Source organism: Paenibacillus sp. FSL M8-0212 (assembly GCF_038004645.1).
In the GTDB taxonomy this organism is placed as follows: domain Bacteria; phylum Bacillota; class Bacilli; order Paenibacillales; family Paenibacillaceae; genus Paenibacillus.
This window is the reverse complement of sequence record NZ_JBBORP010000001.1, coordinates 4,552,053-4,565,626: the sequence shown is the minus strand read 5'-3', so window position 1 is coordinate 4,565,626 and position 13,574 is coordinate 4,552,053. Positions and strand designations below refer to the sequence as shown.

Annotated in this window: 13 protein-coding genes; 2 read left to right on the top strand and 11 right to left on the bottom strand. The window is 49.1% G+C overall.

The window, feature by feature from the left end; translation table 11 throughout:
* Window positions 1–68: 68 nt before the first annotated feature.
* The 6 genes from MKX68_RS20045 to spoVAC form a co-directional block, all read right to left on the bottom strand.
* Window positions 69–2,282, bottom strand: a complete 2,214-nt coding sequence (locus tag MKX68_RS20045) for a DUF4129 domain-containing transglutaminase family protein (protein WP_340913889.1) — start codon at window positions 2,280–2,282, stop codon at window positions 69–71.
* The gene (locus tag MKX68_RS20040) at window positions 2,279–3,463 is read right to left on the bottom strand and encodes a DUF58 domain-containing protein (protein WP_338595009.1); all 1,185 of its coding nucleotides are present in this window, start codon (window positions 3,461–3,463) and stop codon (window positions 2,279–2,281) included. Before MKX68_RS20040 ends, MKX68_RS20045 begins: the two co-directional genes overlap by 4 nt.
* 66 nt (window positions 3,464–3,529) lie before the next feature.
* Entirely contained in the window at window positions 3,530–4,486 is a 957-nt protein-coding gene (locus tag MKX68_RS20035) for an AAA family ATPase (RefSeq protein WP_338588027.1), read from the bottom strand.
* Window positions 4,487–4,694: 208 nt separating this feature from the next.
* The gene (spoVAE, locus tag MKX68_RS20030) at window positions 4,695–5,045 is read right to left on the bottom strand and encodes a stage V sporulation protein AE (RefSeq protein ID WP_062835568.1); all 351 of its coding nucleotides are present in this window, start codon (window positions 5,043–5,045) and stop codon (window positions 4,695–4,697) included.
* 5 nt (window positions 5,046–5,050) lie between these two features.
* On the bottom strand, window positions 5,051–6,067 hold the full coding sequence (spoVAD, locus tag MKX68_RS20025) for a stage V sporulation protein AD (protein ID WP_338588028.1): 1,017 nt from the start codon (window positions 6,065–6,067) through the stop codon (window positions 5,051–5,053).
* A complete protein-coding gene (spoVAC, locus tag MKX68_RS20020) occupies window positions 6,064–6,567 on the bottom strand; it encodes a stage V sporulation protein AC (RefSeq protein ID WP_371327916.1) in 504 nt (167 codons plus the stop codon). The genes spoVAD and spoVAC overlap by 4 nt, the downstream gene beginning before the upstream one ends.
* Window positions 6,568–7,215: 648 nt before the next feature.
* Here spoVAC and MKX68_RS20015 point away from each other — a divergent pair.
* Both MKX68_RS20015 and MKX68_RS20010 read left to right on the top strand, forming a co-directional pair.
* Entirely contained in the window at window positions 7,216–8,289 is a 1,074-nt protein-coding gene (locus MKX68_RS20015; RefSeq protein WP_074095923.1) for a M42 family metallopeptidase, read from the top strand.
* A gap of 227 nt (window positions 8,290–8,516) precedes the next feature.
* Window positions 8,517–8,840: a hypothetical protein gene (locus tag MKX68_RS20010; RefSeq protein ID WP_074095924.1), complete on the top strand. Its 324-nt coding sequence runs from the start codon at window positions 8,517–8,519 to the stop codon at window positions 8,838–8,840.
* 225 nt (window positions 8,841–9,065) lie between these two features.
* Here the strand turns inward: MKX68_RS20010 and MKX68_RS20005 are convergent, their stop codons facing one another.
* From MKX68_RS20005 to MKX68_RS19985, 5 genes are all read right to left on the bottom strand, one after another.
* Window positions 9,066–9,773 carry a metal-dependent hydrolase gene (locus tag MKX68_RS20005; RefSeq protein ID WP_036615169.1) on the bottom strand — a complete coding sequence of 236 codons (708 nt, stop codon included), beginning with the start codon at window positions 9,771–9,773 and terminating at the stop codon, window positions 9,066–9,068.
* 161 nt (window positions 9,774–9,934) lie between these two features.
* Window positions 9,935–10,867 carry an ACP S-malonyltransferase gene (locus MKX68_RS20000; RefSeq protein WP_338588029.1) on the bottom strand — a complete coding sequence of 311 codons (933 nt, stop codon included), beginning with the start codon at window positions 10,865–10,867 and terminating at the stop codon, window positions 9,935–9,937.
* A gap of 15 nt (window positions 10,868–10,882) precedes the next feature.
* Window positions 10,883–11,527, bottom strand: coding sequence for a malonate decarboxylase holo-ACP synthase (locus MKX68_RS19995; RefSeq protein ID WP_340913885.1), 645 nt, complete (start codon window positions 11,525–11,527; stop codon window positions 10,883–10,885).
* Between the two features lie 14 nt (window positions 11,528–11,541).
* Window positions 11,542–13,266 (bottom strand): biotin-independent malonate decarboxylase subunit beta, encoded by a 1,725-nt coding sequence (locus tag MKX68_RS19990; RefSeq protein ID WP_338588031.1) that lies wholly within the window; start codon window positions 13,264–13,266, stop codon window positions 11,542–11,544.
* Window positions 13,256–13,555, bottom strand: coding sequence for a malonate decarboxylase subunit delta (locus MKX68_RS19985; RefSeq protein ID WP_211080846.1), 300 nt, complete (start codon window positions 13,553–13,555; stop codon window positions 13,256–13,258). Before MKX68_RS19985 ends, MKX68_RS19990 begins: the two co-directional genes overlap by 11 nt.
* Window positions 13,556–13,574 lie beyond the last annotated feature (19 nt).

Sequence of the window (13,574 nt, the reverse complement as noted above, 5' to 3'; positions counted from 1 at the left end):
CGTCTTTCCTGAAAATGCATACAGCGCCTGATGGCATAGGAAAAAAGGAAAAACGGGACGGGCAACAACTATGCCCGTTCCGCTTTCAGTTCCTTCCGCAGCTTCAAGGCAGTCTGATAGACGGCCTTCCAGTCGTCGGCAGTTACGGACGCCGGACTGTAACGAGTCTGTTCAAACTTCGTGAGAAGCTCATGCAATGTCGCTTCTGCAGCAGGTTTTGCCTGGCTCCAGCGGGCTACCGATTCACGAAGTGTCTCGTCTCCGCTCCGGGTCAACCCTTTGCGTTTCACATACTGAATCCAACGCTCGGTCTCTGCCACTACCTTCTGTTCAGGGGTGAGCGGTCCACCTGTCCGTAGACGAAGTAGGAAGAATCGCATGGAGAAACGATTACGCCAGAACATATAGGCTACCCACAATACTATAATGGCTCCTGCAGCCCAGATAACAAAAGTCGGGATGGCAGACGATGTCTGCTCAGGTGCAGGGGTCTGCTCTTCCTCTTGTACCGGCTCCTCTTCTGGCTCTTCTTCTGGCTCATCTACAGGCTGTACATCAGGCTGTTCCGTCAGCAGCGGCATATCAAAGCCCGGCGTTGCTTCAACAGGAATCCATCCATACTCACCAAAATAAACCTCTGCCCAAGAGTGTGCATCTGCATTCGTAACGGTGTAGGTCGTCTCAATCTCCGCGCCAGGTTGACGTGGAGCCTGCATGTCCGAATTCAGGGACAGTTGTCCAGGCGCATAACCTTTAACCCACCTTGCAGGAATGCCCTCCGAGCGCGCCATCATCACCAGCGCAGTCGAGAAGTAATCACAGTAGCCTTCCATAATATCGAACAGGAAACCTTCCACAAAGTCGCCGCTTACTTTTCGAGATAAATCCGGATTGTTCGTGTATTCAAAATTAGTTTGTAAATAGTTTTGCAGTAATGCCACTTTTTCATACGGAGTATTCGCAGATGCCGTTATCTCGGCTGCCAGATTCGACACCCGGTCAGGGAAACGGGATGGTAACTGCAAGTACATATCATCTGCCGGATTACTGTTATACAGATCTTCAAATGACTTTGTACGAAGCTCATCTTCCACAATCACAGGGGCTTCCGATACGATAGTATATGTCTTGGGATACTGTGGTTGCTGACGGTCTGTCACCACATGCAGTTCAGCCTGTTCGGCATTCCACAACATCCGATCCGTTCTGTCTTCACCATTAATCGAGCTAACTTCCGAGATTGAATAAGCACCAAAGAGAATCGGATAGACATTATCATTCAGCATCGTTACGTTCTGAGTCACTTGTTTGGTATTCACATTACCGGATTCTTGGTTCTCGAGAGGCTGTCCGGCTTCAACATTCTCTGTCGCACCCCGTCCAGGGTCATCCCAGCCTGTACCTGTATACTCTGCACGTGTCTCACCACGCCAGTAACTGCGCTCATTGGTGGTGACAGACATAACAGGGGTATAGTCGAAGTTGAATCCTCCACCAAGCTGATTGTCTTCCCTGCTGTATCCCGATTCGGTAGCCGCGGGAATATCCAGGTTTCCGTTACCAGCCTGACTTGTGGAAGTTCCGGTATAGTTACGCCACGCCGTATATGGGTCCGTCAAGGTGGGTGGAATCTCCGGCATATTAACGCTGGCTACAATAATCAAAGAAAAGATAATGGCAATATTGGCCAGGACTTTATAAGGATAACGGATGATTCGTTTCCAACCTTGTGGATACTGTAGCTGATAGTTACGGAAATGCTGGCATACGAGCCATCCCATCCCCGCAAACATCACCCAGGCGATTTCAATCCAGAGTGGAATCTGGGTGAAAGAATCGAGAATCCCCATCGAAATGATGTTGACTCCCAGAAAAACAAGAATGCGACGTGTTGTGGTCACGAGTCGAAGCGCAGCTTCAAGCATTACCCATGCACACAAAGAGAACCAGATGTACGGCGTCATATGCAATATAAATTGCTCCGCTCTGTCTGTTAAAGAGCCATAAGGGATGTACACCGTATAATCGATCAGCGTTTTATGCAAAATGTAACCAACAACGACCGCCTTGATCATCGCGCGATATATCGTTTTGAAGGGCAGAATGACCTCCAGCACACTGACCGCAGCAAGTGTCCATAACACCAGAGAAGTGGTCTCCGTGTACCACGATTCCTGCGTAAATGAAATCCACTGCATTCCAATGAGGAAAATCCAGAGCAATGACGCTGCATGATACCAGGATCGTTTGCCTGCAACACTTTCATTTCCTTTTGTACTCATGCAGAACCTCCCCCCATCACCGTTGGAAGCTCCTGCAAGTGAGAAACAGTGAATGACCTCGTGCCTCTTCCACGCAACATGGCATTCCACTCGGCACTCCGGCGGGATTCACTGGTATCGATCAGAATATGACATGGAGTCATGCCCCGCGTATCGGCCCAGCGCAACAGTTCCATTATTTTTTCATCCTTCTGGGGAGAAATCACAACAAAGTAAGCTCCCTGAGGCAGTTGACGTGCAATTCTTTCCACGCCGGGCAACAGATGGGTATCCTGGCCGTTATATTGAATATCCACCAGATGATGCATCATCTTCTGTCGTTCCATCAGACTTTCACTGGGGGCCATGAAGGAGGTCTGGTCTGACAATGTCAACAACCCCATCCCCATTCGTTCCCTGACACCATACTCCAACAGAGAGGCAGCCGTGGAAACGGCAATTTCAAATGCATCCCCATGTTCGTAACTTGATGCCAGCGCATCCAGAACCAGAATGGTTTTGGGCACAGACTCATGTTCAAACTCCTTGGACTTCCAGTTCCCTGTCTTTGCCGTTGCATTCCAGTGAATGCGGGAAAGTCGATCTCCGTATACGTAGTCACGTACACCATTGATCTGAGTGGTCTCCCTCCGTGAACGGGTTAACGCCGTCTGAGGACCGGATAACCGTGATTTGCGGTCGTAGAGCTGCCAATATGGAATAAATACCGTTCTTGGCAGGACGCGAAACTCACCTTTGGCCTTAAACTTTCCTCGATGTTCGATCAGTCCAAATATGTCCTCGCTGGCACATTCCGTTTCTGAAAAAACATACTTCCCCCGCTCAAGTGGTGGCGTCTGGAATGACAGCTCCCCATTACCTCGCATATTGGGAATCAAACTTTCCTTGAACGACCACGATTCTCCGTTATGCCGATGCAGCATTTCACGTACAACAACATAGGGAAGCGGGAGGAATCCCGGAATCGTCAGACTCAGCTGTACTTGAACCTGGTCACCCGCATGCAGCAATTCTTCGTGGTCTGGACCAGAAGATAACCTACGATTTCCTTGAGCGCGTCTTACCCCGCTAAATCCAGCAATGGCAAGGTACACACAGAGGAGGGTCACCATCGACAGTAACATAAGGGATGTCTTCCCGCCCTGAAACAAAACATAAGCCAGACAGCACATCCACACCATTGCGATGCTCCATACGCGTGGGTGGCGTAACCCTCTATTAACTGTTCTCAAAAGCGGCTTCATGAACTATTGCCCCATGGAGACGGGCACGCGTACTTGCTGGAGTACGGCATTCAAAACGGCCTCGGAACTCATACTGTCCAGTCTCGATTCGGGACGAAGCACAATACGATGAGAGATCACATAAGGGGCCATCGTTTTCACATCATCCGGAAGCACATAATCACGTTCCTGCAGGAAAGCAAAGGCTTTTACGGCCATCATGAAAGATATGGCTGCCCGTGGGCTGGCACCCAACAATACAGATGGGTGGGAGCGGGTTTGACGAACAACATCCAGCAAATAGTCCATAACCGGATCACCGATAAAGACCTCTTTAATCTCCTGTTGAATTGCAGAGATCTGATCCATATGAGTCACGGATTCAAGACGATCTACAGGCTGACCCATCTGATGCTGTTTCAATAGGATTTTCTCAATTTCCTTATCGGGATAACCTAGACTTATTTTCAACATAAACCGGTCGAGTTGTGCTTCCGGCAAAGTATACGTACCTTCAAAATCAATCGGATTCTGAGTTGCACAGAGCATGAATGGATGTGGCAGATCATACGTATCACCATCAACGGTTACGCTGCGCTCCTCCATAACTTCGAGCAGAGCCGATTGGGTTTTTGTTGTGGCCCGGTTAATCTCATCAGCTAGCAAAATGTTGGTCATAACAGGACCTGGCCGGAAATAAAAACGTTCATCCTTCGGATGGAACACAGATACGCCTGTAATATCACTAGGTAAAATATCAGGATTACATTGAATACGCCGGTACTCACCACGCATGGATTTCGATAATGCCTTGATTAACTGCGTTTTGCCGGTTCCCGGTACGTCTTCAATCAGAACGTGCCCGCCTGCAAGCAAAGCTGTAAGTAAAAGTTGAATTTCAAAGGATTTCCCCATAATGCAGGATTCCAGATTTGAACGAACTGCGGATATGATTTGGATCGACTCTTTGCGCACAGGCATGTGGTCTAACCTCCTAAAAAAGCATACAGATTTCCTTTTATTGTACATGATCCAGAGTCACGAGTACACTCGAAGGAACTCACAATTTGTTTCCAGCCCGTCAGATTCACCGCAGTTCTCGCATGAATACGACAAAAAAGGCCCGGATAGAAGTTATCCGAAGCCTCTGCTGAATCGCAATATGTTCAAGTAGATTTCCCATTCTATGTTAGCCTTTTGGCCTAACCACCAATGCCGCGAGAAAAGAAAAGATGATCGCTGACGAAATTCCCGCCGCAGTCAGGTCAAAAATCCCCGTAATCACACCCAGCCATCCCTCTTTTTCCAGCTCCGTCAATGCCCCGTGCACCAAGGAGTTACCGAAACTTGTGATGGGGATTGAAGCACCCGCACCTGCAAACTTAACCAAGGGGTCGTACAGGCCAAATGCATCCGCAAGCGCACCTGCTACAACAAGTGTGCTCATCGTATGTGCCGGTGTCAGTTTGACACCATCCATTAGAAGCTGTCCGACAACACAGATCAAACCGCCAACAATAAATGCCCACAAGAATTGCATTACCTTTATCCCTCCTTTTCTATGGCTACCGCATGAGCAATACAGGGAATGCTCTCACCCTGCTGGTACGAAATCGGAGATAACAGCGCCCCGGTAGCAACGACGAGCACCCGTTTAAGATCACCCTTTTGCATGCGGTTCAAAATGTGACCATAGGTGACGGTGGCAGAACATCCGCAGCCACTTCCTCCGGCAACAACATAAGGCTGTTTCTCCCGATCATAGATCATCAGGCCGCAGTCATTAAAAACCGTCTGTTCCATGGGAATGCCTTCTTTTTGCAAAAGCTCTTTCGTAATTGGCAGACCGACGGAAGCCAGATCCCCAGTCACAATGAGATCATAATAGCCGGGTTCCAATCCCGTATCCCTGAAATGAGAGATTATAGTGTCGGCTGCTGCTGGCGCCATGGCTGAACCCATATTAAAGGGATCTTTGATGCCCAAATCCATAATGCGTCCAATGGTGGCTTTGGTAACAACGGGACCATCACCAGTAAGGGAGACCACACCACACCCTGCTCCTGTGACGGTATATTGAGCATAAGGCGGCTTTTGGGAGCCATACTCCGTCGGATACCGAAATTGTTTTTCCACCGTACAGTTGTGGCTCACCGTTCCTGCAAGGACATAATCTCCAGCTCCCGAGTCAATAATCATCGAGGCCAAAGCTAATGTTTCCATGGATGTGGAGCAGGCTCCAAAGACACCCAGGTAAGGCACACCCAGTTTTCGTGCTGAAAAGGAACTGCTGATAATCTGATTCATCAGATCACCACCAACAAAAAATTGAAGCTCTTCCTTGGTGATATTTGCATTTACCAAAGCCAGCTGAGATGCCTGTTCGAGCAGTTTGCGTTCTCCCTTTTCCCACGTTTTCTCGCCGATCTCGAGGTTGTCATAGACATAATCGAAATCAGATGACAGTGGACCCTCGCCTTCTTCTGGTCCTACAACTGCGGCTTTACCGATGATCCGAGGACGATTCTCAAACTGCCATGTCTGGCGACCCAATCGTTTCACAGGTGCCCACCTCCAAATCCCAAAAAGGCGTAAACGATCCCTACGACAAATGCTGCCACGACACCAAACACGATAACGGAACCAGCAAGTTTAAACATGTTGGCCCCTACACCGAGCACCAGTCCTTCAGCACGATGTTCCAGTGCAGCAGAACACATGGAATTGGCAAAGCCGGTAACCGGCACAGCAGTGCCCGCTCCTGCCCATTGAGCCATTTTATCGTAAACGCCGAGACACGTTAGAATAACTGATATGAGAATCATGACCGCCACCGTAGGACTGGAAGCTTCCTTCGATGTCATGTCGAAACCGGCCATAAAAGCCTCTTGAATGGCCTGTCCAATCAAACAGACGGTACCCCCAACCAGAAATGCTTTAAGGCAATTTTTCAGGATTGGACGAGGCGGCTCATGTTTTTTTGCGACTTTTTTGTACTCCTTTTCATCCATGGACAGGGACGACGTTTTTTTTTCGCTTCCGGATGCAGATTGAGCTGGCAAGATACAAGACCTCCTCTATGTGAAAATGGTTCAAAGCTACGGCTGAATGCCAATGTGTGTAATCCTATATTCATTGTTTGTTAATAATCGGAAGGTTATGTATCCGGCGACAGACAGCATATGTTTCCAACAAGATCATGTTGTGGAAGCAAGATGGGAATACGCCGGATCTGAGGACTTTTAGATACGTCTATAAATAAAGAAGAACAATCACGAGCAAGATAAAAAGAACGATAAACAGTACTTTTTCCGTGCCCTCTTCTGGAGGCTTCATTGGATATTTAGCTCCTTCCTGTAAACAGACAAACAAATATTGAAATAAAGAAGTTCACAAAATGATGACATCTCCTCCATATATTCATATTCATTGAAGTGGCATCAGGACTGCGACTACAGCGGATAGAGTCATGAAACTTGGACACGGTAAGCGCCCAAAATATGCCTTAAATACGTGACATAAACATGGACAATCACTTGCGCAAGGTTCATACTGTAATGTGACCAGTGGTTAAATAACAAGTCCTCAGCATATTAAAGTGCATGTTCAAAAAGATAAAAGACTTTTTGAACTACATCTTAAAAGGACAACAGGCGGGTAGCCGTTCTACTGTGACCTGAAATACATACCAACAGAGGAGTTGTTGACACATGAATGAAAAAACGATGGATATGTTCCGTACGTTGACGGAATTCCCTTCCGCATCCGGTTTTGAACGTGAGCTTCGCGGCTGGATGAAAGATAAGCTTTCCGCTTATACCGATGAGTTCGTCCAGGATCGCCTGGGGAGTCTATTTGGTGTATTACGCGGGGAGGAATCCGGTCCTAAAGTTATGGTAGCCGGACACTTTGACGAAGTTGGTTTCATGACTACAGGCATTACGGAAACGGGTATGGTCAAATTCCGTCCATTGGGTGGATGGTGGAGTCAGGCTGTACTGTCTCAGCGATTGGAAATCATCACACCGGATCGTCGCATTACCGGAGTTGTAGGTTCTACACCTACACACTTGTTGGACGAGTCCCAGCGGAACAAACCTGTTGATCTGAATTCCATGTATCTCGATATTGGGGCAGACAACCGTGCGGAAGCAGAATCCTGGGGCATTCATCCAGGGATGCAGATCGTGCCAATCTGTGAATTCACGCCGATGGCGAACCCGAAAAAAATCATGGCCAAAGCATGGGATAATCGTTACGGCGTAGGACTTGCACTTGAACTGGTTGAAGCGTTGCACAAGGAAAAACTGCCTAACACGCTTTACGCTGGTGCAACGGTTCAGGAAGAACTGGGGCTTCGCGGTGCACGTACGGCGGCCAATCTGATTCAGCCTGATATTTTCTTTGCACTTGACTGTAGCGCGGCGAATGATATGACAGGTGACAAACAGTCATTTGGACATATCGGAGAAGGCGCATTGCTTCGTATTTTTGACCCGGGTATGTTCACCCATCGCGGAATGGTGGAATATGTTCAAGATACGGCTTCATCCAATCAGATCAAAATGCAGTATTTCATCTCACCAGGTGGTACCGATGCAGGTCAAGTACACCTGAGTGGAATTGGTGTACCATCAACAGTTATTGGTATCTGCGCACGTTATATCCACACCTCTTCTTCCATCATTCATACGGATGACTACGATGCGGCCAAAGAACTGATCGTGAAACTGGTCAAAGGTCTGGATCGGACAACAATGAATACCATTATTAATAACGCGTAACAGTTGATAAGAGACCTCCTAACTATTCGAGAGGTCTCTTTTTTATATCCACAACTATATCCGTTGGACACATTTACACGAGAAAGGCTATTCTGTCATTCGGAGTGGCACGTGAAAATATTTTTTCGTTCAACGTACGTAGATTAATAGGCCGAACATTATAGGGAATTACACATAAGATACAATAACGGAAGATGAATTAAACACCAACCAGTGGGGGACCTGTTATGGCAGTGGGAAGGAACGGAAAATCAAATAAAGGTTCTAACAAAAAACCAAACGCTGCTAATACCCTCCTTAATGGAAGCCTTAAAGGGAAAAATCTCGAACTGATTGTAGCAGCGCTATTGGTGAGCGGAAAGTTGAGAGTGGATGCTGTCACGTTGTTTCGTGAGGCTACATTGGTTGTAGAATTGGTTGGTCAATATAAAACACTTCAAAAGGTCACACCCTCCAATTCAGACAAACTGGTACAATTCCTGGATGAAACTGGCGGCGATATGACGCTTAATGATGTTATACAGGCATTTCAACAGAGAATCAATTCTTAATGGTCAAGAAATGAGGTGGATGTCATGTCCGAGTTTGACGGAATCGGATTTGCCGAGCTATTAATTGTGCTTATTCTTGTTGTTTTATTTGCATTTGGCTCTTCTGATCTTGACGGTTTATCAAGCACGCCAACAACGAGTTGACCCCCATAATCCTCTCATGGCTTACAGGTAAAAGAACAAAATAAGAAATACCAGTCCTTAGACAGGACTGGTATTTGGTCATTACAGAAATAATGGCGAGAATGCAATCCAGGCCAAAATAAGGGTAAGCACAATGCAGACATTCTCTACAACGGCCCCACGCTTGGTCCCTGTACTCATCAGATTCACCCGTATGCGCCACTTGAGCGGTGGTAACGGACGAATCCCCCGATTGGTTAGTGAATCGGCCAACAGATGCATCGCATATGCCGTGCCTCCCGCTACCCAGATCTCCGGTCCCTGCTGCTGGGTCGTGCTGTAAAGTAAGCCGGCCCATATCGCAGTTCCATATAAGGTATGCGTCAATCCCCTATGAGTTAGCGTGGTGCACAGCATAAGCAGGCTACCTGCAATCAGATTCCACGGGGCAAATGCGTGACCGTAGAACACCAGACCGAGTCCAATGGCAAACATCAACACTTTGCGAAGCGAACGCGAAGGCAGGAATGACACGAGCGCAATAAGGATTGCAAGCAACAGGTTCCATGGTTTGGCATGAACATAAAAGTACACAAATACAGCTGTGGGCAACAGAATCGTCTGTAACAACCTGATCAGACTGTTAGGCAAGGCTCTGGATACCAGCAGCGAATTTGGCTCATCGATATCAGGCAATAACGAACCAATCAGAGCAACCGTAACGGCCGGCGCAGTAACTGGCATACCGGCCAACTGCAGAACAGAAAGCGATACGCCTGTCCCGATAATGAGGTGGGATCTTCCCATCATGATGCAAAAACGTCCTTTCGAAGAAATCGGGAACATACGGCCCAGTTCCGATTTTACAACGAAAACAAAATAAGAACAATAGTTCGCATTTCTTATTTTAGTGACGATCAATTTGTCAACAACACGATACGGGAATGCCTATCCTCTCATACAACACGGCTTCACACGCCATCGCTGTATCTTTCAGACAACAGAACGGCAGATTCCAGACTGGTCATTTGTAGTGCAGCAGTACGTGCCTCAGCAAAAGCCTCTCTCGCCAGATCTGACAGAACCTGTCCCGGAGGCATCTCCAGAAAAAGTCTTCCTCCCAGTTCATAAATTAGCGTGGACACCTCATCCCAACGAACGGGATGTGCAATGTTGGTTGCAAGATCCTGTCCAATGTCATTGGCCGTCCGCAGTACACGTCCTCTGACGTTGCCCGCGTAAGGAATCAGAGGTTCTTTCATTTGGATACGACCGATGGCTTCCTTTAACTTCAGCGAAACGGGGTCCAGCAGCTTGCAGTGGGAAGGCACGTTCATATTCAGCCGTATGCCTTTGCGGGCTCCGTTCTTAAGACATGTAGCGAGCACCTTGTCGATGGCCTCCAGCTTGCCTGCGATCGAAATCTGGGTAGGTGCATTCAGATTCGAGATGTACACCGGATTCTCTTCAGTATGAATCTGATTCACCACAACCTCTACCTCACGCCGAAGAAGTCCGGTCACAACGCCCATGCCATAACCTTCGGGGTAAGCTGTCATCATGCCTTCACCTCGTAACCGGACCAACGGCAACGTGTCCTTGAGCGTTATTGCACCCGATATAACCGCTGCCGCAAAAGCCCCAGCAGAATGACCCGCAACATAGGCCGGCTTCACGCCTTCCTCCAATAGGGCCCGAGCCACAGCAACGCCGCTGATACATAATGCCAGTTGTACGTGGTCGGTTGTTTCCAGCGATGCCTGTGTGTCCAGTTCCAGCACGTCCATGTTCAGAATCTCACTGGCCTCATGCAGTGTCGCCTGAATTGCCGGATGAGAGGGTAATTCATGGAGCATGCCTGGACGCTGGGCTCCCTGACCAGGGAATAAGAAGACTACGCTCATTCCATTTCTCCTCCCTTATTTCGAAATCTCCCATGGATCATTCGTAAGTATAGGACCTGAGCATGTTTTTAACATCACCTGCGAGCCCCCTCTGGCCCACTCCGCCAGCGAGAACGATCCTGCCGCAGTTTCTGCCTGAAGATCCAGCCGAACTCCGCTCCATTTATCCGAGATGCTCAACGGTGAAGTTAGCTTTGCCAGCAATTCTGTTGCCTGCTCAGGTGTAAGTCGTTCGGGTAAACGAAGAATCAGATCCAGATCGCTTTCCGGACGTGCGACCTCTTGCCCTGTAGCCAGCTCAAATCCAATACTGCCTCCCGGACCCCAGATCCGTTCCGTCCTGCTCCAGAGTTCAGCAACCTGTTGTAGCATACCGATCGCAGGAATATTCCAACGTTCCTCCGGGAGGTTATACCATGCTTGATCTGCCACCAACTGCTCAGGGCTTACTCTGGCAATAACATCTTCCGTGGAGATGGAAGCGGCCCAGCGTAAATGCCGCTCTGGCCCCCGAACACCAACTGGAATGTTCCCCGCCATCTGTTCTGCCCTGCGAACTACAACCCAAGGGTTTTTCCTCATCGTAGTGGTGACCCACGCTGGAACCGGCTGCTCTCCTCTCAGCACGGCATTCCCGTGAATCTTTAACAGGTCATGCACTTGAAAAGATCTAGCTATTGGTTCCACTGTTCCTTCAGCAGCTTGCGCACATGAACGGAAGCTGCACGACCAGACTGAGCCGCCTCGGAGGTCAGACGGGAACGGAGGTCCACCGGGGACTGACGTATTTCCTGTATGGTATCCGTAAGAATACGCTGAACCTTCTCTACATCAGACGGACCGGGTGAGGATGCGTTGATCCCATCGACCAGTTGGTGTAGGGCACCCAATTTGGCAAAAGACTGCACATCATATGCCGCCCCTGGCACTTTGGTCGCTGCTTCATTAAGCTCATCAATACTGCGACGAGTGATGCGCGCGGCAGATTGTTTGGACATGACCTGAACCGTAACCTCTGGGTCATTGAATGCGATAAGGCGATTGGACTGCATTCCGTGTGCCAGGAAAGCACCGGAGATCGCGTTGCCCACAATCAGGGCAATCACCGGATGGCCTGCTAATCGAGCCGATGCATAAGCATCTGCTGCTGCTGCGCAAGCCAGGTGTATGCCTAGCAGTTCCTCACGATAACCATAGGCCTGACTTGGTACATCAACGATGGCTACAATTGTACGGCGCTGACCATCTTGATCTGCTTCCATGGCTTCACGCACGTAAGCTGCAATACTCCAGCCCTCGTCCAGCCCCACTTCGCCGTTGCGGGCACGAACAAATCTGGCATTGGGATCAGGAACAACCGAGATAAATCTGACGTTTTCCTCACCGATCCGTCCATCTGCGCACAGCACAGAAGGGGCTTCTCCCTGTCTGATATCGCCATGATCCGCCAGCAGGTTGAACCACTTTTCTCCCCGTGTACCTGACGCATTGGAAATGGAGGCCCATCCTTGACGAAGCTGCTCCAGCTTCTCTGCGCCCGTCTCGTCCCTGTGATTCTTCCACAACTCGCGCACATCTTCCGGCTTGAGATTCTCAGCGCTGCCAATCTCGGCAAGCAGATGCTGATAGAGCTTCACTTGTGCGCTCCGGTTTATTTTTTTGACACCTTGCTCGAATGAATCCCGAATGGCTTGTTTAATCTGGCCGATATCATCTTCAACCAACTGATCTGCAAATCCGGCTTCAACACGCTGTTTACCACCCACCATGGACCAGATCTTTTGTTTGTCACCAGAATCGAGTTCGGCGATCCCTGCCTCTTGTTCAATAACCTCGGACCCGTTCAGCTGCATGCGGCCCTGACGTGTCATGATTAGATGACTGGACAAACCTGCTGCACAGATCGACATCCCGCCGTAACAGCCAATCATCCCCGAGATCACACTGACCACAGGTGTATGAGGACGCAAAGCAACAATCGCTGCGCCAATCTCGGCAATAGCCAGCAGACCATAATTTCCCTCTTGCAGACGTACCCCGCCGGTTTCAAGCAATAACACGGGACGTGTCGGCACACCCTGTTCATGATCCTGCAACGCCAGCTCCAGAGCCCCGGCGATTTTGGCACCACATACCTCGCCTATACCGCCCCCCTGGAATGCACCCTCAAGCGCAATCACAACAGCAGGTTGTCCATCAATGGTTCCGCGAGCGGTAACTACACCATCATCACTTTGCGGGACGATGCCCTGAAGCGGAAGATGGGGGGATTCCACACGCTGAAACGGATCAATCAATTCGCGGAATGTGCCTTCGTCCAATACCGACTTGGCACGATCACGCGCACGCAGCTCAATGAAGCTCTCTTTTACCGCCATCCATTCTGCCTTATTGTTCATGGGTCAGCACCTCCATCGCTTGGGCCAAACGCAGATTCACAACACCCGGCGTTGCGCCGAAATCATTGATTTGGATCGATACCGCCACGTCGTGCTTTTGAAAAAAACGGTCCAATCCTGCCCGCCATATATCGCCAAATCCTTTGGCCGTTGTTCGGATCTCGACATGTGCCTGCCCGTCCGCAGACGGTTCCATCAACAGCTCCAGATCTCCTGAACCAGCTACCCCTACATGGGCTTTACCTTCCAGCTTACGTGATGTTTTATAATTAAAAGTCATGGTTTCCATGGTGTCCTGCACCTCCAAA

Bases quoted from the DNA above. Each gene is read 5' to 3' on its own strand.
- MKX68_RS20045 (WP_340913889.1), bottom strand. From the start codon at position 2,282: ATGAGTACAAAAGGAAATGAAAGTGTTGCAGGCAAACGATCCTGGTAT.
- MKX68_RS20040 (WP_338595009.1), bottom strand. From the start codon at position 3,463: ATGGTGTGGATGTGCTGTCTGGCTTATGTTTTGTTTCAGGGCGGGAAG.
- MKX68_RS20035 (WP_338588027.1), bottom strand. From the start codon at position 4,486: ATGCCTGTGCGCAAAGAGTCGATCCAAATCATATCCGCAGTTCGTTCA.
- spoVAE (WP_062835568.1), bottom strand. From the start codon at position 5,045: ATGCAATTCTTGTGGGCATTTATTGTTGGCGGTTTGATCTGTGTTGTC.
- MKX68_RS20015 (WP_074095923.1), top strand. From the start codon at position 7,216: ATGAATGAAAAAACGATGGATATGTTCCGTACGTTGACGGAATTCCCT.
- MKX68_RS20010 (WP_074095924.1), top strand. From the start codon at position 8,517: ATGGCAGTGGGAAGGAACGGAAAATCAAATAAAGGTTCTAACAAAAAA.
- MKX68_RS20005 (WP_036615169.1), bottom strand. From the start codon at position 9,773: ATGATGGGAAGATCCCACCTCATTATCGGGACAGGCGTATCGCTTTCT.
- MKX68_RS20000 (WP_338588029.1), bottom strand. From the start codon at position 10,867: ATGAGCGTAGTCTTCTTATTCCCTGGTCAGGGAGCCCAGCGTCCAGGC.
- MKX68_RS19990 (WP_338588031.1), bottom strand. From the start codon at position 13,266: ATGAACAATAAGGCAGAATGGATGGCGGTAAAAGAGAGCTTCATTGAG.
- MKX68_RS19985 (WP_211080846.1), bottom strand. From the start codon at position 13,555: ATGGAAACCATGACTTTTAATTATAAAACATCACGTAAGCTGGAAGGT.